The following is a 17,404-nucleotide window of genomic DNA, read 5'->3' on the forward strand; positions in this document are numbered from 1 at the left end:
TGGGGGCGCGGCGAAGCTGACAGGCCTCCCCCCCCGCGCCCGCCCGTCGCGCGACGACCGGGTCTCCCCCCCCCCGGGGGGGGGGGCGGGGGCGGGGGGGGGGGCCCCCCCCCCCCCCCGGCACACACGACCGCGGCAGCGGGCGAATCACCCCGTGTGCGCTCGGATCTCGGTGTTTCAGCGCACGACTGTCAGGTCATACATCGTGACGCCGTCTATATCGACAGCAGTGAAGTTCTCCTGCACCCACTGCGCGATCTGGGCGCTGGTCGACGTGCCGGAGGAACCCGGTCCGCGGCCGCCGCCGATGAAGTAGTGGATCTTTCCCTCGGCCACATACTGTCGAAACTGTTCGAGGGTGGGTGACGGGTCGCTGCCGTTGAAGCCGCCGACCGGCATCACCGGCAGTTCGGTGGCCAGCTGGAACCCAGCCGCGCTGTTGGAACCGACCGCGGCGGCGACCCAGGTGTAGTCGCTTCCGTTCTGTTCCAGCTTCGCGACCACCTGATCGCTCGGCTTGCTGGCCATGAGCATATTGCCGGGCCCGCCGTCCTGGCCTCGGCCGCCTTGCATGGCGGGTACGCCTCCGCCGGGTGCGGTGCCGCTGGGCATGCCGCCGCCGGGTGCGGTGCCGCCGGGTGCGCCGCCGCTGGGTGCGGTGCCGCCGCCGGGTGCGCCGCCATCCGGTGTGGTGTCGCCCCCACGCATCCCCGGCGCACCGTTCGGTCCGGCGGCAGATCCGCCGTCGGTCCGCCCACCACCATTCGGAATCCGGCTGTTGGGCTGCGAGCTCCGCCCGTCCGCGCCCGGCATCGCGCCGCCGTCCGGACCGTTCATCCCGAATGCTCCCTCACCCCACGGTGGACGATGCCCGCCCATGCCGACATTGGGCCCTGCGGAGGGAATCGCCCCCGCATGCCCCGTCGCGATAGTGTCGACGGTGTAAGCGACCGGCCCCGCCAGCCCGACGAACGCGACAGCCAAAGCCGACGCGATCGCGAGCTTCCGGGGCGCGGGGAACGCGACGGCGATTGTCGCGATCACGCCGACGACCAGCACGGCCCATCTCAGCCATGGCACGAAGCTCGCACTGCGCGACAACAACATCCACGCAGTCGTCGTGGTGAGTCCAACGGCCAGCGCTGAGGCCAGTCGCACCCACAATCGGTGCCGACCTCGCCAGAGCAGCACCGCGCCCGCACCGGCCGATGCGGCGACGGCCGGAGCGAGGGCAACCGTGTAGTACTGGTACTACACAACACTCCGGACAGCAGATCAGGAGGAAGCGGCTGCCCCGGCTCGACCTCGCGTAAACGCCTGAATCGCCATCAGCACGAGCGACACCACCAGCGCGAGCGCGGTCCACTCAAGAAGGAAGAGCAGGGCCACCAGCACGCCTACGGTCATCAGTGCCAGCTTGGTCAGGTGATAAAGACCTACCGCTATGCGGACCATGATCATCACTCCGGGCATCCAGGCCCAGTAGGTTTTGCGGGCGTAGTTGGACCAGCGGAGGTCGCGCACCTGGGATCGCCACTTGCCGAGCGTTGCCGACGACTTGAGACTCCACCAGCGAACAACCCCACGTGCGAGATCGACTGGAGCCTTGGTGATCTGGATCGTGCTCATGTTGCCACCCTCCTGGTGAGGCGAATCCCCTCGGCGCTCCCGGACTTTCCACGGCCTACCCGGAGGATTTCCACGGTGAGCGACTCCAAAATGATCGCACGGCGACGCGACAAAGGCAGCCTTGCCCAGACTTCTCGTGGTCGTGGATCGCGCGCCAAATCATAGAGGAGCTGCCCCGGCTTGGCGTCCGGCAACATTCGCATGAGCTCGTCTATCACCATGTTGTCCAGCCACGCCTGAGACCTGGCGATCGTGTGGTCCCCCCGGACAAAACAGCGGTAATGGTCCTTGACTACTCCAGCGCTCGCAATGGTCGTGTGCTGAAGAGTTCGCCCGCATTCCCCGCACCGCGCTATCCCGGTCAGCAAGTACTTCGCCCCGGAGTCCCCGCCTTCTCCGTGCCGCTTCTTTGAGTCCAGCTCCTTTTGTGCCGCACCGAATGTCTCTTCGTCGACCAGCGCTGGCGCTATTTCCGGGCGATGCCCCGCGTATGTCTCATTCCTGACTATGGCAGCCGCCGACACCCGGCTAATAGGTTTCCCGCTACGCCCGACCAGGCCCCTCGCTTCGAACTCCCGGACCACCCCGACCAGTGATTCCCGCGCTGCGACCCGGGTGATCAACTCGCGCACAACCTCAGCCTCGCCGGGTGCCGGGATGCGCTTACCATCAGGGGTTGTGCGATATCCGTAGGCGACACGCCCGGGAGATTTAGGGAGCGCAGATCGGCGGGAAGGAAGGTCCGTCTGATTTTCGCTCGTCATAGCCTAAAACGGTACGCCAAGAATGCGAAAGTTACAACAGATTTTGCGAAATTCTACTCATGGTGTATCCAATAACCGCAGGTCAGGGCACTAAGTCTTGGAATTTCCATCCTTGAGAGAGAAATGGCGCGAGGCGGGGTCGTGCTTAGGGGAGCCTAATGACACCGAGTGCCACCCCCCCGTGTCTGTACGGTCGTACCACAAATGGACTGTTGAACTGGGCAAATTCTGTCACGTCCTACCGTGCTTCTCATGCTCATTGCTCTCACATCTAGTTACTGATCAGTAGAAATGGTGCGATCGTACAAATAATCGGCGTGCAAGCTGGGGAAACAGGCATCACACCATGACTTGGCACTGAGTGTCATGTGGTACGAACGTACACGAATCATGTTGAAACACCTGTTGAGCTGCACAAACGCGTTTGGCATGGGCTGTGCGGCTGTCCTAGCTGGCTCTGTACGTGGCTGTGGTGTGCGTGTGGTCAGTAGGTGTGCAGTGCGTGGCTATGGCGTGCGTGTGTGGCTGTGAGCTGTGTGTATGCAGTGCTGTGCTGTGCGTGTGCATAGGAAGGCATGCGTGTGGATGCATGGCTGTATCTGGTGCAGGTCAGTGGTATGTGAGGTGCAAGCATCGTTATCTATCTGTTATCTAAAAGAGTGTTGCCAAGGCGGTGCAGGGGCGTAGTTTGGTGGTCAAGCAAGAAACGAACAGCCACTCAGGAGGCACCCGAAATGGACACTACCGAGACGAAAGTGCCTGCTTTTGGGCCGCGCGGAACAATCACGCATCAACCTGCGCCTATGGCGGGACACGGCTCCACCCGTAGCTGGACACGTCGGCTGAACGGAAAGCTCTTCAGTTTTATTGCGATCCTCATGCCCAACGGTGAGCGTCGGTACAGCGTGGCTCGCTACGACGGACCAGCGCGCTTGCTCGAGACGGGCGCATTTGCCAACGACTGGACACGGCTGCACTTCATCGTGGTTCAGCCTGCCGCCATCGAGGTACGTACCGGTGGCCAAGACTTCACCTACCGACCGGGCGCACGAGTCTCGCTGGACAAGCCACTGGGCTACCGGCTGGAAGCGTTGGACCGGGCGTGCGAGTCTGCCAAACTGACTGGCCACCATGACTCTTTCGGCCACTACGCAGACATCCACGATGGCCTCCTCGACAGCGGACCCCTGGCAGACGCCGACGCGTACATACGCCGGACAACGTTCGTGAATGCCTTGTGGGCATTGAGCTTCCCTCAGCTGTACGCGCTCCGGTCCATCATCCGACCGGCCATGTCAGACTCGCTTGCGCGCACCATTGTCAGCAAGGAGGCTGGCCAACACTACTGACCTGTACGGCCCTGGCACTCTCAGGTGTGGACGCTCGCAACGTCGCCAGGGCGCTACCCGATAAACCAGCAACGAACGATGGGGAAATGACCATGTCCTACGTATTGGTTGTCCGCAGACCTCACAACGACGTGCCAGACCTGGTGATCGATTGCCCGAGCGGGCAGGACATTCCCGACGCGATCGAAGCTCGGTATCCAGGCGCACTCGTCGACTACTCACTCGGAGGATTCGCCACGCCAGACGGGACCAGCTACCTGTTCGACCACTGCCGCGTAGCCAGCCGAGGATGACTCACAGCCCTAGCGCGTAGGCGTGCGACCGTCATAGGTCACTAGGGCGCGATCCGCTAGACCAGCAAATGGACCACGAGGAGGGCACCTGATGAGCTACCGCAGACTGAATGAACTGAACAAGCTCTACACCAAGCTGGAACATGATCGAGATTTCTGGAAAAAGATCGCAGAGGCGTACCTAAATCCGGAATTGATCGAACGCGAACGGGCGACGCAAGAATCTGTTGAACCCGTCGAGAGTGAGTGACTGATGAGTACATATCTGGAACAACTCGACAAGCGCGCAAGCCATTTGCGCGAGGTCAATGACCGAATCTGTACGCGATGGCTGGACGTAATCGGCACCGACCCGGGTATTGATGATGCCGTGGCGGAGATGTTGCGGAACAACCGGACCGAGGCCGAGCGTATCGACCAGCAAGTCGCCTGGCATCGGTATATCAACGGTGAGCCAGTTGTGTGGATTCCCAACGGCCCAGCGTGGCGTGACTAATCATCTAGCCCTGGCGCGTACGTGGCGTGGTCTCATAGGCCGCCAAGGCACCAACAACCGACAAACCGCCAACCGATAGGGGTAGACCAATGATCAGGGCAATTCGACGCGTAGACGGCAGCGTGGACATGGATATCGAGGCGACCAGTTTCGACCATGCCAACGAGATCATCTCGGACTGGAAAGCAAGCGACCTCGATTTCTACGATCGCGTGCCAGAGCATGTCTCCTACGAAATTGTCACACCGAAACGTCTGCAATTCACCCTGGAGAACGCACAAGAGGGGAAGTAAGACCATGACAACAGGAGCCGAGCTCTACGAAATGCTGGCAGATTCACCAGCTGGAGCAGACCTGAAAATCACCGCGCTCGGGGATGACTACTCGATTGTGTGGCGGTGGGAAAACAAGGTGCTCGACTATATCCGTGAAACGCGCAAGGGAATGGGCTTGGACGCATTGCGCGAAATGCTCGCAGAGATGGCCGAGGAAGACATTGCACGACGCGTTCAGCTTTGGGTAGAGGTTCCGCACACCGTGCATGACGAGCGTACCAGGAATGGCTCTCTGGGCGACGAAGTCAATGCACGGCACATTATCGAGAACTACGGATCATACGACAGCAAGGGGTACTGGGCAGACAATTCCAAAATTCGAGTGTTCGATACACAGTTCAGCCGGTCGGTATATGTGCCGATATTCAAGGGAAGCAATGGTATCGGCCTGGATATGTTGGTGTCGGATGCATTGGTGGATTGTGTCGACACACTGATCGAACACGGCTATATCGATGATGGCGACACACGCGGGGTAATCGAGCAAGAGACTATCGAGAAGGACTGGGATAGTTTCGTGCGAAGCGACGTCGTTGATAAGTTCTCTGACGAAGTCGAAAACAAGTGGATAGAACTCTCGGTTGATCAAGAAAACGGCGTACTCGGACAAGCTCTGGAGCGGATGTACAAAAACGACTCCCCAGAATTCGATGGCGACTCCTGGTCTGTAGATTCTGATCGGCTCGCGGAGATCATCTCGGACATCCTCGGCGAGAGTGCAGCAGCGGAGTAGGTACCAGCCCTAGCGTGTAGGCGTACGACCGTCATAGGTCACTAGGGCACTAGCAATTGATCACGAACACATAGAGAGGCCCTTTGGTAATGAATGACTATCGGATACAGCACACCGCACCAACATCCAATGATGGCTACGCCGTACCTCTGTGGGACCTGAACGCTCATACGGCCGACGTTTACGAGAGACCGGACCTCCATCACGGAGGAGAGAACGCGCCAACCGCACGGGCCATCACAGCGGCACGTGGCAACCCTGATCAGATCGTTCGCATCTATCGATCGGTTCCCGATGGTGTAGAAGCAATTAATCCCGGTGACTGGGTGAGCCTGTCAGAGAACTATGCCCGAGGAGAAGGCGCGCACCCCACGAACGAATCCCTAGACCTTCCCGTCGTTTGGGCCGACGTGCCCGCACGGGATGTTTGGTGGGACGGAAACAGCCTGTTCGAATTCGGGTACTCGCCAAGCAACGAAGGATCTCAGCCATGAATGGTGTCACGGTAGAAGACACGACAGTACTGGTGTCAACACGGAGGATCACGGTAGTCCTTGCGCAACCCGAAGGGCTTGATGGCTGGCTTCCTCGGACAATCTACCTAACCTACTCGCGACGCGGGAGTCAGGATTGGTTTCTGGACTCGGCGATTCTGTGGGGGACCAACATCCGCAAAGATGGCCAGCGCGGGGCGAAGCGATTCAAGGAGTCGCTAATCGACCGCTCATCCGAAAAAGATGCAATCTCGGCCGGATGGAGGCCGCGTAATCCATCAAAATTCTGGCGGCTCATACATCAAGAGGCAATGAGAAATTGGCCGTCCCACGAGCACGCGAACCCCGAGTGATTTAAGGCCCTAGCGGTTTTAGCCGTACGTCGTCAAAGGCAACTAGGGCACGACAACAACCTCCCGCAACGAAAAGGAACAGCAATGAACGATCGCGAAAAGTACGTTACCAACATGATAGCTACCTGGCTCGTCAGCGAAGGGGAATATATCACAATCGAAGACCGCCAGGTGCGCATAGCCGAACACGCGGCAGAGTTGGCAAAAAGTGATGATATGGAGGCTCTTCGGAGGTTCGTAGAACCGATCATCAAATCCGGTGGAAGTTGGGGCCCCATGGCTCTCGCGGGGGAAGTTCGCCAAGAGATGGCTTACAACGATTACAACCGTGTCGATTGGATGGAAGTAGCAAACGCGCTTCGCGCCACATTCTAATTATTTTAGGCCCTAGCGGTTTTAGCCGTACGTCGTCATAGGCAACTAGGGCCACGACAACAACCCGTAACGGATAGAAAAGAGCCGAGCATGACCGAACGATACCGTGCGAGCGGGCCCGATGGATCTATCGAGTTCAGTATTGCCGAGTCCGATCAGACACCACTCGCCATGGCCGCTCGCAAAGCATTTAGGCGCAAGTATGGCACGGACGCAGTCACCTTCACTGCAATTGACCCGATCAACGACGCTGCACGAGAGGTTATGCCGTGAAGGACGAATCGGGCGCACGTTGGTGGATATGTCGCAGCACGGACGGTATCAGCATACAAATCGTTGGCAGCGGATCTCACCAGGAAATGCATATAACCGACATTCATAAAACCGGCCGTCGCGCAGTACAACTCGTACCGGAACCAGATGGATTCCAGAGGTCCTTCATATACGATTCCGCGAATGGATGGCCTGGCCCGCTCATTGCCGTGAGGTCCGTAGAACAGCCAGGGCGTGGCAAATGGGAGCCATGGGAGGCAAAGTCGTGAGGGTTTACGTAAGCGGCAAAACATTCTGGGCATGCCTCGACCCATCGGCAACCGAGTTCTACAACGAATGCCCTGAGATTCCCGAGCCTGATATGAAGCGATGGGGCGGTGGGTATCGAGCGGACTTCGGAGATTTGGTAGATGTCTCCGTTAAGGCGCTCTTGGATCACATGGAATCCTACGCCGATTTGTTCACCGATTCGGGGATGGATGAGGACACCAGAGCGGAAGGGCGAGCTATTCGGAGGGACTGGGAGCGGCTAACCAAGGAGCGCAATGAAGCGGCTAATTGATATGACGCAGAACGAACGAGTGGCCATGCTCAATCGCCTACGTTCGCGACTAGAAACCCTTAAGCAGCAGCACGCTACCGCCATGAGGGACGAGAGGCACGCGGCGGTAGAACTCACGGATGCACAGCATAGGCGCGAAGCGGCAGAGGAGGGAATCGAGGACATCAGGGCCGCGCTGTGTGACTTCGATCCTCGCGAGCTTGCCATCATCGGAATCGAACTGCCCGAATTCAAGGATTAATCGACCCCCGAAGGAGTTTTGAAGTGAGTTCTGACAGTGCCGTGTTCTACGCGGAATTCGACCCGTACAACCCGGAAGCTATATCCATAAAGGCTAGAGTGACGATTACCGGGTTCAATCAAACGGTGGAGGTGAAGTCGCTCCCGATGGATTTCTTCGCGCCAGGTAGCGATTCCCCGTACGAACCAGGCGACCCACTGACCATTGACGACCTCGACCATATCCTCTGGAAAGATGGTTGGAAGCACGGGGATGCAACCTGGTATGACGAGGACAAAGATTCGACTCTCGATCAAGGTGACTCGATTGGCGAAGGGAATGTCTCAGTCCGGGTTACGCCGTCGCACTGGTCCGGCCCATTGGTAGTGCCTAACGAATTCCTGGCCAACCTATTTACGGCTCTCAATCAACTGCGCTGAGAAATCTCGGGCACCACATATTTCGACCCCCGAAGGAGTTTTGAAGTAAACGCCTACGACTCTCGCGACCACGGACCACTTCCGGCCGGTACCCGAGTGCGCCGATGGAGCGAGCGTTTTCCTCATGCATACACAGAGGGCACTGCGACCATCGTGAATCTAGCCGGGGCGTACAACGATGGCTCATTCGAGTACCGCGTACTCAAAGATGATGGCACCTCCGATAGCTGGAACCATGTACAACCAATCGACTACATACCCCCGAAGGATTTCCGAATGAATGACACCATTACCAATGCCCAGGCCGTAGCGAGTGATCTGGTCAAGCTCATCAAGGATATTGCCACGGGCGACAACCCGAAAGATATCGCGTCGGATCTCGGGGAAGCTTTGCCCGCTTTGCGAGAACTGGTCAACCTCGCCGAGGAGCTTGAGTAATGGCACGAAAAATGACTTCACAAATGCGAACCGTCCTGAACGCGCTGTACGAATACGAGGGGATTATTCACCCAGGCACTACCGCCGGAGAAATCGTACAGGCCGGAGGATCGCGAGACGTTCTTTACAGGGCGGTGCGCAAAGGGTACGCGAACCGCTACATCGCGAGCCGCTATTCCGATCGCCCCGAAGCGCCGCTTTACTACAGAACGGAAGCGGGCACGGACGCCCTGAACGATGCCATCAACGCGACCCCCGAAGGAGTTTCCAATGAAGGCGTGGGAATGAAAGGAGTACATCAATGACCTCTCAAGGCACCATCTGGCGCTGGAATCCAGCAAAGGGCACTGGTGTCATCAAGCTACCGGATGAAACTCTCGTCTGGTTCCATTTATCCGCATTCGACAACGCCGAATTCAATGACATTGCCGAGGGCGTACCTGTCGACGTCGACATTGATCACACACCACAGGGGGAATTCCTATGCCGCGCTTCACGCATTCAGCTGTCACTGCCGGTGTCCTGGCAATCCTGACCGCATTCGCTGGTCCCGCGTCAGCAAAGCCAGGGGTCGCGGATTTCACACCTACGGCAACCTCGTACCGATACGACGGAGAGCACGGCATTTTCACGGGGGATGCCATTTACGATCCCGCCGGAAACAAATTGTTCTGGTCACTTCGGCTGTCAGAGTCGGTACGGGCGGTTGTCCTTGGCGACATGGCGTGTGGCGCGTACGTGGAGGGGAAAAAGAACTACGCGGACAGTCATCCAATAATCCCGTCCAACTACCAATGGCATTCGGTCGTACAGGATTTGCAGCTGGACACTCAATATCGCCTGATGGCCTCATGTGCATTTACAGCACAAAACGGGCACACAACAGCGCCAGGCAAGGTGGAATACACGGTCGTTTTCACGCTGCACTCTAAGTGACTATTCGCAACCTTGTCGACTTGAACCGATTGGAGGAACAGAAATGCAGGAATATCAAGGCAAAGACATTCTCATTGATGGTGATGGATGGGCGCGAAGCATCGAGGCGAAACTGTCATCCGTCGAATTGATTGATGAGGATGGTCTGTGGGTTACCGCATATATCGATGAAATGGAGGTCGGAATTCAAATATCGGGACTCACGCCAGCGAAGTTGCTTTCTAGCTTGCAAGGCAAATGAGTCCGATCGCGAACCCTCAGTGATTTTCCAGCCCTAGCGCGTAGGCGTGGACCGTCATAGGTCACTAGGGCACTGCAACAGCCAGTCGAGAAAGGTGCACCACAATGGACCCGATAATCATAGACGTCTCCACCTGGGCAAGGCTCTCCGAGATTGAAGAATACGCCAAGCTCCATGGGATTAGTCGCGAGCAAGCAATTCAAGAACTCGTGAACAGCGGACTCAGTCACTTGCGGCGACAGTCATAACTATTCAATAAGCAACTCGCCTGGAGAGGGCAAATCATGAAACTCACATACACGTACAACAGAGAATGGCAGCACCGGCCCAACGGCGACAAATTCCTTCATATCCAGGAGTACACCGCCAACATATACATGCTGACAGAGGGCTATATGTGGATAGCGGATTGGACAGGTGTGGACATCGGGAATGGTAAAGCCTCCAATGAGGACGATGCCCGCGACGCAGCCGAAGCAGTTATCCGCGAACACCACGACCGGACGGAAGCCGTTGCCACGCTCGACGATTGCGGCCCGTCATGACCACCCGAGTCTGGATAGGTCACGCGCGTGGCAGTCCTGAGGTAATCGAGGCAGGCGCAGCGGATTTGGTGCCTGATGAGCCCGTAGAGGGACCAGAGCCTGGGGAGCGTCTCCCAGAGTCGGTTGCGGATTCCGAGCCTGCCAATGGCGATGACAGCGGGCCGGAATCCGTAGCTGAACCCGAAGAGCCAGAGCCCGAGTCGGAGCCGACCAGCCCTGCCGACACTGCGGAACCCGAGCCCCCTTGGATTTCCACAGCAGAATCCGTGATCAGACTGGTAACCGCCGCGATGGCGCTAGTGTCCTTCGTGATCCTGCGAACGCTGTGGATGGTCGTGAAAGGGCTTGCCATCGCGTTTTGCAGGGCGGTCGGATCTCCACTGGTGGCGCGCAAGATCGGTCAGATACCTAGTGGGCCCCCGATGGCGCGAACGGTCCGCAAGATTATTGAATACTCTCACATTGAAAGGTTGCGGTGAAATGAAAGTAAAGATCGAATTCACGCTGGACATTGATCCCGAGTCGTGGCGCATGAACTACGGCATTGAAAGCCTCGCGGACATCCGGGCCGATGCGAAATGGAAAGCCAAGAACGACCTGCGCGCGCACTGGGCCCCGAAAATCTGGACCTGTTGGTAGAGGAGTGAGTCATGACCGCATTGGTTACTCGGGCCCGGCCGTGGGGGAGTCAAGAGACCGTACTGACTCATACGCCGTGCTGTAGCTCTCAAGTGCGTCTCGACCTGTACGGGCAATACGAACGGGCCTGTCGAACCTGTGAGAAACGCTATCTCTGCGCCCCGGTCGGCAAATCCGTCACATGGATCGAAATAACCCCCGAGTGAATTTCTCGACCCGTATACCAACCCGAAGGAGTTTCGACAATGATCACGGTGCGCACCAACCACGGAGAATTTCGCGGACGCTCGGTCGAAAGCGTTATTCGCACCCAGTACGGCAAGAAGGCGTATCCGAAACACACGGCCGACCCAAACAATCATCGCTGGGGTGAAGTGTTGAGGCCGAACCCGAAGGAAAATGGGTACGACGTTCTCGCGACGATTATCAGCGTCGAAGATGACGGCCCCTCAGCACTTCGTAAGCGCCTGGCACTCGACTAGGCCCCGGTAAAAGAACAGGAGATCAGAAATGACTACCACGCGAAAGCCACGTACGACAACGCAGGTCTTGAATTCCATCGCGGATGACGGTCGTTTTTCACGCGCGGAAGTGGAGGAACTGCGCGAAGAGATCGCATCATGGGCGGAGAAGGCGGACGAGCTCCGGGAGAATCTCACATCCATCTACGATATGGACCTCGATATAGATACTGAGCCGCTCGAAGTCTTCTCGACTCCAGTCGACCCAGCAGACCCGAACGGCCCGCGTGAAAATCCCTTTGTCGTGATCACTGAAGCGATTGAGACGATCCGTGCGGCACACGAGAAGGCTGAGGAGATCGACTCGAGCCTGTCGGACTTTGCGAGCACATGGGGGTCCTTCGAGGACCACTCCGAAACCTGGCTGGACGAGGATCAAGACAAGGACGACCGCGCCTATGCCCGCGAAGAAATGGTTGGGTGGGCTGGGGAGCTTCGCGACAAAATCAAGGATCTTGAGTACCTGTTCGGAATCAAGTTCGAAGAATTCATCTAGCCCGGCACAAAAAAGGAAAGGAAAACGAATGAGCCATGAGATTCATATGGCAACGAAAGAAGGCGGAGCAGCACCGGCAACAAATTTTGGTGCACATCGCTCACGACAGCAATGAAGTGCTCGCGGCCCTAGCCGTCATCGAGAGCGATCCGCAGGCTCTTGCGATGATCCGGGCCGCACTGGCCGAGAGGCACTCACTACAGCTGACCATCTCGCGCCCCGGACCTGTGTACGCCGGACCCCCCTCGCCGACCTGGGCGACCGATACACCCACGGGAGCCTGGGACGCAGCTGAGATGCTGGGAGGTTGGGATGCCGACACCTAACAGACTGGACGGGCGATCGGTTGTCCAGATTCGGACCAGATCGGGTGTCCGGAAAATGTGCTGGTTCAGATATCGGCCGACCAATCAGTGGTGCGTGATCCTAACCAGACCGTCCAGCATGAAAGAAGCCGCTGTCGTCGGATGGGGCCCGCCGGAATTGATCATGGACCTGGACATCGCATTCAAGATCATCCGATCAGTCATAAAAAGTCAGCGGACCCGACACTTACTCCCTAGTAGTAGGGGAAAACCCAACCCCGAGACTGTTTTTGGTGATGTATCAACTTCCACCCAGAAAGATAACGATCGGGTCTCGGTGACTGGCTAGGGGGTTTGAAACGTTAGCGTAAAGAGGGTTATCCGGTCTGTTCCGGGCATGTAACGAGCGAACTGGGCATGCGATTTGAAACAGACCGGGTTACCTCCCAGTGAAGGATGAAGCACCCATGAAGAACCGTCCCTCCCAGGAAACGGAAGCGCCCGACCCACCACCGATGTATGACGCGCTGATCTTGACCGCTACGTCCGACGTGCGGTACACGGACCTGTCCCCCGGGCTGTCAGATGACCAGATCAGGGCAATGAGCCTCTTCATGCCGGTCGACCATGTCAAGGCGATGGCACGAGAATGCCCGGTCGTCCACATCAAGAGGCTCCTGGCAGCGACTGAGGTAGAGGTCGACCACTTAGACGGGGGCATTGACCTGTGGCGCGACCTCGGTGCCGTCTTGGCCGATGACCCCCAGATGAATTTCGGGGCTATGTGGCTGGTCCAGCACCTGAGGTCGCCCCTCGGAGTCCCGGTCATCTACGGCCCGGTCATCTTTACCAGCCGAGACTCCGATGGGTTACCACGGCCTTTGTCGGTCGATGCAATAAGGCTGCTCCAGCGCACGCTCACGCTCAGTGTGGAGAAGGCGCAAATCCCCACTACTGGCTGAGCAGGCCGAGCAGGTCACCGTACCGATACAGGGCTTCCCCGCTCGTTGGGTCCGTCCCCCGTGCATTCAGGCGCTGGCGACGGACCCAGCTTCGTATGGTGCTCGCGTTGAACCTCTTACTCCCGATCTCGCCCAGGTCCACAGCCTGATTCGCCGTGATCAGGTAGTCCTCCGTCCACGCTCGGGTCTGTTCTCGACTGCCTTGGACGTCGAACTCACGCCCACAACTACACGTGACGATTAGCGCACCCTCCCTGGCATGGACCGGCCTGCCACACCCGCACGTACCCAGAGCGATCTTCTGGCGCTGACGATCAACGGCGGCCAAGGCTTTGCTGTGCGCGAGGCGAAGCTCTTGGAAGGCGGTTCCCGCACGCTCGTTCCTGGACAGTTGAACAACACTGTGGAGTAACAATTTGACGAAGAACCGGCCAAGGCTGGACCTGTCAATACTCCCCGAAATTGTGAATCGATGCTCGGTCACTTCGACGCACCAGGGCTTCAGAGTCTCGAGCAGGTGATCAAGTGCGTCCTGCGCCGCCTCGTCGAACAAGACTGGTTGCTCATCATGGCCAGATGAGCCGACACTCCTGGCACCAACACTTTGTCTGGTCACCTGGATCTCCAACTCGTCGATCACGTCCAAGATGTCGAGTAGGAGGCGGCGCAGCTTCGGAACACACGACCAGCACAGCGGCCACTCCGAACCCCCACCGCATTTTTGACACTGGTCAGTCTGGTTGCTCATCTTCTCCTCCTTTCAATGGGTCTGGCTGCCATGGCGGCGAATTGTGCAGCTTGTACATTGCAACTGATTCCGGCGCTAGATCCTTATATCCCGCACTGAGCCACTCCTCGATCCTTTCCTTACTGAACCGCAAAACGTCCCGAGCGAAGGCATAGTCATACGCGAGACTGTCACGCACCTTTTTCCGGGCGGCCCCCTCGTATCTCAGGTAGTGCTGGCGATTCCACTCTTTCTGGCAAGGCTTGCACCTGGATCGGACCGTATTCGAGCGGCCCTGGATGTCGAACTGCTCTAGCGGCTTCGTCTTCGTGCATTTGCAGCACCGATAACTCTTGCCGGGCGCAACTGTGCGAGGTGACACCGATCGGGGGATTCTTTCGCACGTTTTGCAGCTGCTCCGGATAAAGTTGTCGCCACGACCGTTCTTGCCGCGCGAAAACCGCTCGAGCGGGAAATCCTTATCGCATCGGGTGCACCGTTTCGTCTCATCCGTCATGGTGGATCGCGCGAAGTACCGTGAAGAGCTTGTAAGAGTCGTATCGGCTCAGGGTTGCGTGATCGCCCGCCATGAAGTGATAGACCGTTACCGCGATGGCTGCTGTCACCAAGACCGGATGTTTATGGCGAGCGCGAAACAGAGCCTCGGACAGTGTCTCGCCAGGCTTCGCGGTGAAGTCGATGAGCGCTACCAACCCGATGATGAGGGTCCAGCCGGTTCTACCCTTGATCATGACTGGTCCTCCCAGTATCCCGTGGCACGATTCAGCGTTCTGTCGTTGACAGTCAGGGTGCCTTTCCTCAAGTCGTAGTCAAAACCATCGACATGTACGACGGGCGGCCAAACCGGGCCCCAATTCGAAGTCCACAAAACGATCCGGACCCCACGCTTCTTATGCTGGCCGCGCCGCTTCATTCGCGGGAAGTACTCGGGCCAACGTGGCTTTTGTCCGCTACTCATTTCGATTCCTCCCCGGGCAGGTAAATGCGATGGCCCACGCCCGGTACCTCTTCAACGCGATAACCCATGGATCGATAGCCCTCGAGAAACAGGCGTTCGGTCCGGCGCTTCACGTAGCCCCGACTGTTCGCTATGTAGATCGGCTTGGCATTCGGATCGGTCATCAAGGTGCGCAGGAGGGCCCACTGCCAATCTCCGACCGGACCGACGACCTCTTCGATTGCTTGCCTGCTGAGCTGCTTCACCGGCCCCTCATTTCGGAGAAGTCAGTGATCTCTTGCTCGACCCAGCTCAGCGGTACCGGGCGCAATCCATGGGCGTCGACTCCTACGTGCAACTGAAGCGACTTGGTGGACTCGCTGTAGTGGACCTGCATCTCACCGTGGGTGTGGCCATGAATCAGGACGCCGCCGTCGTCAAGGAAGCGCCACTCCGGATAGCGAATCTCTGTGGTGTGGTCTCGATCGAACGGGAAGTGGGACAGCTTGACGCGCTCTCCCGCGATCTTCCGAACCCCGGACTGTTGGACGCTCTCGAAGACCTCAAGGAATCTCCGCTGAGACTTGTGGGCTTCTCGATGCATCGGATGGCAGCCGTCGTGGTTACCCGCGATGAGGTGCTTGATGCCGGGACGCTCGCTGATCCATTCGAGCGCACGATCTTCGGCATCGGATCTGCCACGACTACTCATGCAGATGTCGCCGAGCACCCACACTTGATCGCCCGGCCGGACCGCCGCGTCCCAATGGATGGCCAAGACCTCGTCATGCCTGGAGACGTCGTCGAAACCTCGGGTGGTGGCCACCGTGGCATGGCCGATATGCAGGTCGGAAGTGAACCAAATGCCACTCACCGGCCCCTCCTCTCTTCTAGTACCTTCTGCGCCGGGTGAGCGACAACCACTTCTATGGCGCGGAGCAGTGCGTCTGAGTCGTCTCGCAGGTGTCCGAGCACGCCACGGTTGCAGGCTCCGCAGATGATTGCTCGGACGCAGTTGCCGCACGACTTTCTTTCGGGGCAGCATTTATGGTCGTGGTCTACGGACAAACTCTTGGTGGCCCCGGTGGCGCGACTGCATATAAAGCATTTACCACCCTGGGCCTCCAGAATGGCTCGGTAGTCGTCACCCGATATTCCGTAGGTCCTTTGTATTTCCAGGTCGCGCTTGCGTGCTTTATCGGCTTTAGCTTTTGCCCGTTTATGAGTTTCGCATCGTGGTCCGGGGTGGGGTGCAGGTCTGGGCTTTCTGATATTCGGATCGCAGTCCTTGCAAATTCGTTCCATCAGTAATTGCGATCCTCGTTGCGCTCCCAGCACGGATATTCGCGGTTGGTGAGTCGGAATGTCAGTTTTCCGCTACGGTCCGTGGCTGTGGCTGGATCGAGGCACTTTCCGTAGTACCTGTGCTTGTCGAAGCCGCTCGGGCTGGTAAAGGCGTGGTGGCAAACGGTGCAATGACTGGTCAGGCTGCCTCTGTACTTGCCTTGGCAGCAGTTGACGGTCCACCAGCCCGCGTTGATCTCGCGAGGGGTGAGGATGGCTGACACTGGGGGCCTCGTTTCTGGGTCCGCTGTTCTTGGTGGGGGCCCGTGCGAGGCGTGTGGGTGTGTCGGGTGCCGGAAGGGGGTTCCGATCGCTCAGAAGTCCGGTTCCGTGGGTGGTGGTGGCGGGAAGCTCGTGAGGGGTCCGGTTGGCTGGGCGATCCCGCAGGTGTGGTCCTGGTGGATGGAACCGCCAAGTCCGGTGGGGCTGGTCCTGATTGTCCAGGTGTTTCTTTTGTAAAGATTGTCGCCGACAATGAACCAAGTTTTCTTTTTCAGTAGAAGCGCATTCAATTCTCCTAATTGCGAAAGAGGCGGTGGGTCCAGGAGTATTGGGAGCGCGGAATAGATCGCTGATAAAACCTGGAGTCCGCATTGGTGGCAGTGGGCTCGCTTCGGCTTGGTGTTCCGCAGATGGCCTGGGTACCTGTAGCGCGGTTGAGGTCCGGTCTTCTTGGAGCGCCGTGGCTTGGGAGCGCCAGCCGGGACCTCTGGAGCGCCAGCCACACCTTCAGGAGCGCCGCTGGGACACACTCGAAACCTCTCGATCTGAACTTTGATTTTGCCCGGCACACCTCCGCCTCGATGACCGTGTCCCGCCACTACCCCCCTAAAGGGGGGGGGATAGTGCCGGACACACTCACTCGGCCAAGCGGGGGGTGTAGTGCCCACCAGCCCTCGGACACAGTCCAAAATCGGCCCTGGGACACAGTCGGGACACGGTCGGGACACAGTCACCGAAGCGGTGCGGGACACAG

General features: G+C 58.3%; 24 protein-coding genes and 1 pseudogene. 17 read left to right on the forward strand and 8 right to left on the reverse strand.

All coding sequences use genetic code 11. The features are described from left to right. Window positions 1-177: 177 nt before the first annotated feature. From ACFU4Z_RS05245 to ACFU4Z_RS05255, 3 genes and pseudogenes are all read right to left on the reverse strand, one after another. Window positions 178-1,251 (reverse strand): annotated as a pseudogene (locus ACFU4Z_RS05245) (glycosyl transferase); the annotation flags it as partial. A gap of 24 nt (window positions 1,252-1,275) precedes the next feature. Continuing rightward, window positions 1,276-1,629, reverse strand: coding sequence for a hypothetical protein (locus tag ACFU4Z_RS05250; RefSeq protein ID WP_379059894.1), 354 nt, complete (start codon window positions 1,627-1,629; stop codon window positions 1,276-1,278). Further along, window positions 1,626-2,393 (reverse strand): recombinase family protein, encoded by a 768-nt coding sequence (locus ACFU4Z_RS05255; protein WP_379059895.1) that lies wholly within the window; start codon window positions 2,391-2,393, stop codon window positions 1,626-1,628. The genes ACFU4Z_RS05250 and ACFU4Z_RS05255 overlap by 4 nt, the downstream gene beginning before the upstream one ends. 734 nt (window positions 2,394-3,127) lie before the next feature. Here ACFU4Z_RS05255 and ACFU4Z_RS05260 point away from each other — a divergent pair. The 17 genes from ACFU4Z_RS05260 to ACFU4Z_RS05340 all read left to right on the forward strand — a co-directional run bounded on the left by ACFU4Z_RS05260 (window position 3,128) and on the right by ACFU4Z_RS05340 (window position 13,399). Next, window positions 3,128-3,742, forward strand: coding sequence for a hypothetical protein (locus ACFU4Z_RS05260; RefSeq protein ID WP_379059897.1), 615 nt, complete (start codon window positions 3,128-3,130; stop codon window positions 3,740-3,742). A gap of 384 nt (window positions 3,743-4,126) precedes the next feature. Next, a complete protein-coding gene (locus tag ACFU4Z_RS05265; RefSeq protein ID WP_379059898.1) occupies window positions 4,127-4,285 on the forward strand; it encodes a hypothetical protein in 159 nt (52 codons plus the stop codon). A gap of 3 nt (window positions 4,286-4,288) precedes the next feature. Then, window positions 4,289-4,531: a hypothetical protein gene (locus ACFU4Z_RS05270; RefSeq protein ID WP_379059900.1), complete on the forward strand. Its 243-nt coding sequence runs from the start codon at window positions 4,289-4,291 to the stop codon at window positions 4,529-4,531. Window positions 4,532-4,620: 89 nt separating this feature from the next. Further along, window positions 4,621-4,824, forward strand: coding sequence for a hypothetical protein (locus ACFU4Z_RS05275; protein WP_379059901.1), 204 nt, complete (start codon window positions 4,621-4,623; stop codon window positions 4,822-4,824). Between the two features lie 4 nt (window positions 4,825-4,828). Continuing rightward, entirely contained in the window at window positions 4,829-5,599 is a 771-nt protein-coding gene (locus tag ACFU4Z_RS05280) for a hypothetical protein (RefSeq protein ID WP_379059903.1), read from the forward strand. A 931-nt stretch (window positions 5,600-6,530) separates the two neighbouring features. Continuing rightward, window positions 6,531-6,821: a hypothetical protein gene (locus tag ACFU4Z_RS05285; RefSeq protein ID WP_379059904.1), complete on the forward strand. Its 291-nt coding sequence runs from the start codon at window positions 6,531-6,533 to the stop codon at window positions 6,819-6,821. Window positions 6,822-7,639: 818 nt separating this feature from the next. Continuing rightward, on the forward strand, window positions 7,640-7,897 hold the full coding sequence (locus ACFU4Z_RS05290) for a hypothetical protein (RefSeq protein WP_379059905.1): 258 nt from the start codon (window positions 7,640-7,642) through the stop codon (window positions 7,895-7,897). Between the two features lie 23 nt (window positions 7,898-7,920). Beyond that, on the forward strand, window positions 7,921-8,316 hold the full coding sequence (locus ACFU4Z_RS05295) for a hypothetical protein (protein ID WP_379059907.1): 396 nt from the start codon (window positions 7,921-7,923) through the stop codon (window positions 8,314-8,316). A 276-nt stretch (window positions 8,317-8,592) separates the two neighbouring features. Beyond that, the gene (locus ACFU4Z_RS05300) at window positions 8,593-8,754 is read left to right on the forward strand and encodes a hypothetical protein (RefSeq protein ID WP_379059909.1); all 162 of its coding nucleotides are present in this window, start codon (window positions 8,593-8,595) and stop codon (window positions 8,752-8,754) included. Beyond that, window positions 8,754-9,059 carry a hypothetical protein gene (locus ACFU4Z_RS05305; RefSeq protein ID WP_379059911.1) on the forward strand — a complete coding sequence of 102 codons (306 nt, stop codon included), beginning with the start codon at window positions 8,754-8,756 and terminating at the stop codon, window positions 9,057-9,059. The genes ACFU4Z_RS05300 and ACFU4Z_RS05305 overlap by 1 nt, the downstream gene beginning before the upstream one ends. After that, window positions 9,056-9,289: a cold-shock protein gene (locus tag ACFU4Z_RS05310; protein ID WP_379059913.1), complete on the forward strand. Its 234-nt coding sequence runs from the start codon at window positions 9,056-9,058 to the stop codon at window positions 9,287-9,289. Before ACFU4Z_RS05305 ends, ACFU4Z_RS05310 begins: the two co-directional genes overlap by 4 nt. A gap of 444 nt (window positions 9,290-9,733) precedes the next feature. Further along, window positions 9,734-9,931 carry a hypothetical protein gene (locus tag ACFU4Z_RS05315; protein WP_379059914.1) on the forward strand — a complete coding sequence of 66 codons (198 nt, stop codon included), beginning with the start codon at window positions 9,734-9,736 and terminating at the stop codon, window positions 9,929-9,931. Between the two features lie 284 nt (window positions 9,932-10,215). Next, window positions 10,216-10,476: a hypothetical protein gene (locus ACFU4Z_RS05320; RefSeq protein ID WP_379059917.1), complete on the forward strand. Its 261-nt coding sequence runs from the start codon at window positions 10,216-10,218 to the stop codon at window positions 10,474-10,476. A 480-nt stretch (window positions 10,477-10,956) separates the two neighbouring features. After that, on the forward strand, window positions 10,957-11,115 hold the full coding sequence (locus ACFU4Z_RS05325; protein WP_379059919.1) for a hypothetical protein: 159 nt from the start codon (window positions 10,957-10,959) through the stop codon (window positions 11,113-11,115). Between the two features lie 245 nt (window positions 11,116-11,360). Further along, on the forward strand, window positions 11,361-11,597 hold the full coding sequence (locus tag ACFU4Z_RS05330) for a hypothetical protein (RefSeq protein ID WP_379059921.1): 237 nt from the start codon (window positions 11,361-11,363) through the stop codon (window positions 11,595-11,597). A 28-nt stretch (window positions 11,598-11,625) separates the two neighbouring features. Continuing rightward, complete coding sequence (locus ACFU4Z_RS05335; RefSeq protein WP_379059922.1) at window positions 11,626-12,132, forward strand: hypothetical protein; 507 nt, start codon at window positions 11,626-11,628, stop codon at window positions 12,130-12,132. A gap of 772 nt (window positions 12,133-12,904) precedes the next feature. Continuing rightward, complete coding sequence (locus tag ACFU4Z_RS05340) at window positions 12,905-13,399, forward strand: hypothetical protein (RefSeq protein ID WP_379059924.1); 495 nt, start codon at window positions 12,905-12,907, stop codon at window positions 13,397-13,399. Here ACFU4Z_RS05340 and ACFU4Z_RS05345 read toward each other — a convergent pair. From ACFU4Z_RS05345 to ACFU4Z_RS05365, 5 genes are all read right to left on the reverse strand, one after another. Next, on the reverse strand, window positions 13,389-14,147 hold the full coding sequence (locus tag ACFU4Z_RS05345) for a hypothetical protein (protein ID WP_379059926.1): 759 nt from the start codon (window positions 14,145-14,147) through the stop codon (window positions 13,389-13,391). The two genes, ACFU4Z_RS05340 and ACFU4Z_RS05345, sit on opposite strands and share 11 nt — an antisense overlap. 485 nt (window positions 14,148-14,632) lie before the next feature. Beyond that, window positions 14,633-14,878, reverse strand: coding sequence for a hypothetical protein (locus ACFU4Z_RS05350; protein ID WP_379059928.1), 246 nt, complete (start codon window positions 14,876-14,878; stop codon window positions 14,633-14,635). 223 nt (window positions 14,879-15,101) lie between these two features. After that, window positions 15,102-15,350 (reverse strand): hypothetical protein, encoded by a 249-nt coding sequence (locus ACFU4Z_RS05355; protein WP_379059930.1) that lies wholly within the window; start codon window positions 15,348-15,350, stop codon window positions 15,102-15,104. After that, entirely contained in the window at window positions 15,347-15,958 is a 612-nt protein-coding gene (locus ACFU4Z_RS05360) for a metallophosphoesterase (RefSeq protein ID WP_379059931.1), read from the reverse strand. The genes ACFU4Z_RS05355 and ACFU4Z_RS05360 overlap by 4 nt, the downstream gene beginning before the upstream one ends. After that, window positions 15,955-16,389 carry an endonuclease VII domain-containing protein gene (locus ACFU4Z_RS05365; protein WP_379059933.1) on the reverse strand — a complete coding sequence of 145 codons (435 nt, stop codon included), beginning with the start codon at window positions 16,387-16,389 and terminating at the stop codon, window positions 15,955-15,957. The genes ACFU4Z_RS05360 and ACFU4Z_RS05365 overlap by 4 nt, the downstream gene beginning before the upstream one ends. Window positions 16,390-17,404: the final 1,015 nt, after the last annotated feature.

Source organism: Nocardia sp. NPDC057440 (genome assembly GCF_042802915.1).
Classification (GTDB): domain Bacteria; phylum Actinomycetota; class Actinomycetes; order Mycobacteriales; family Mycobacteriaceae; genus Nocardia.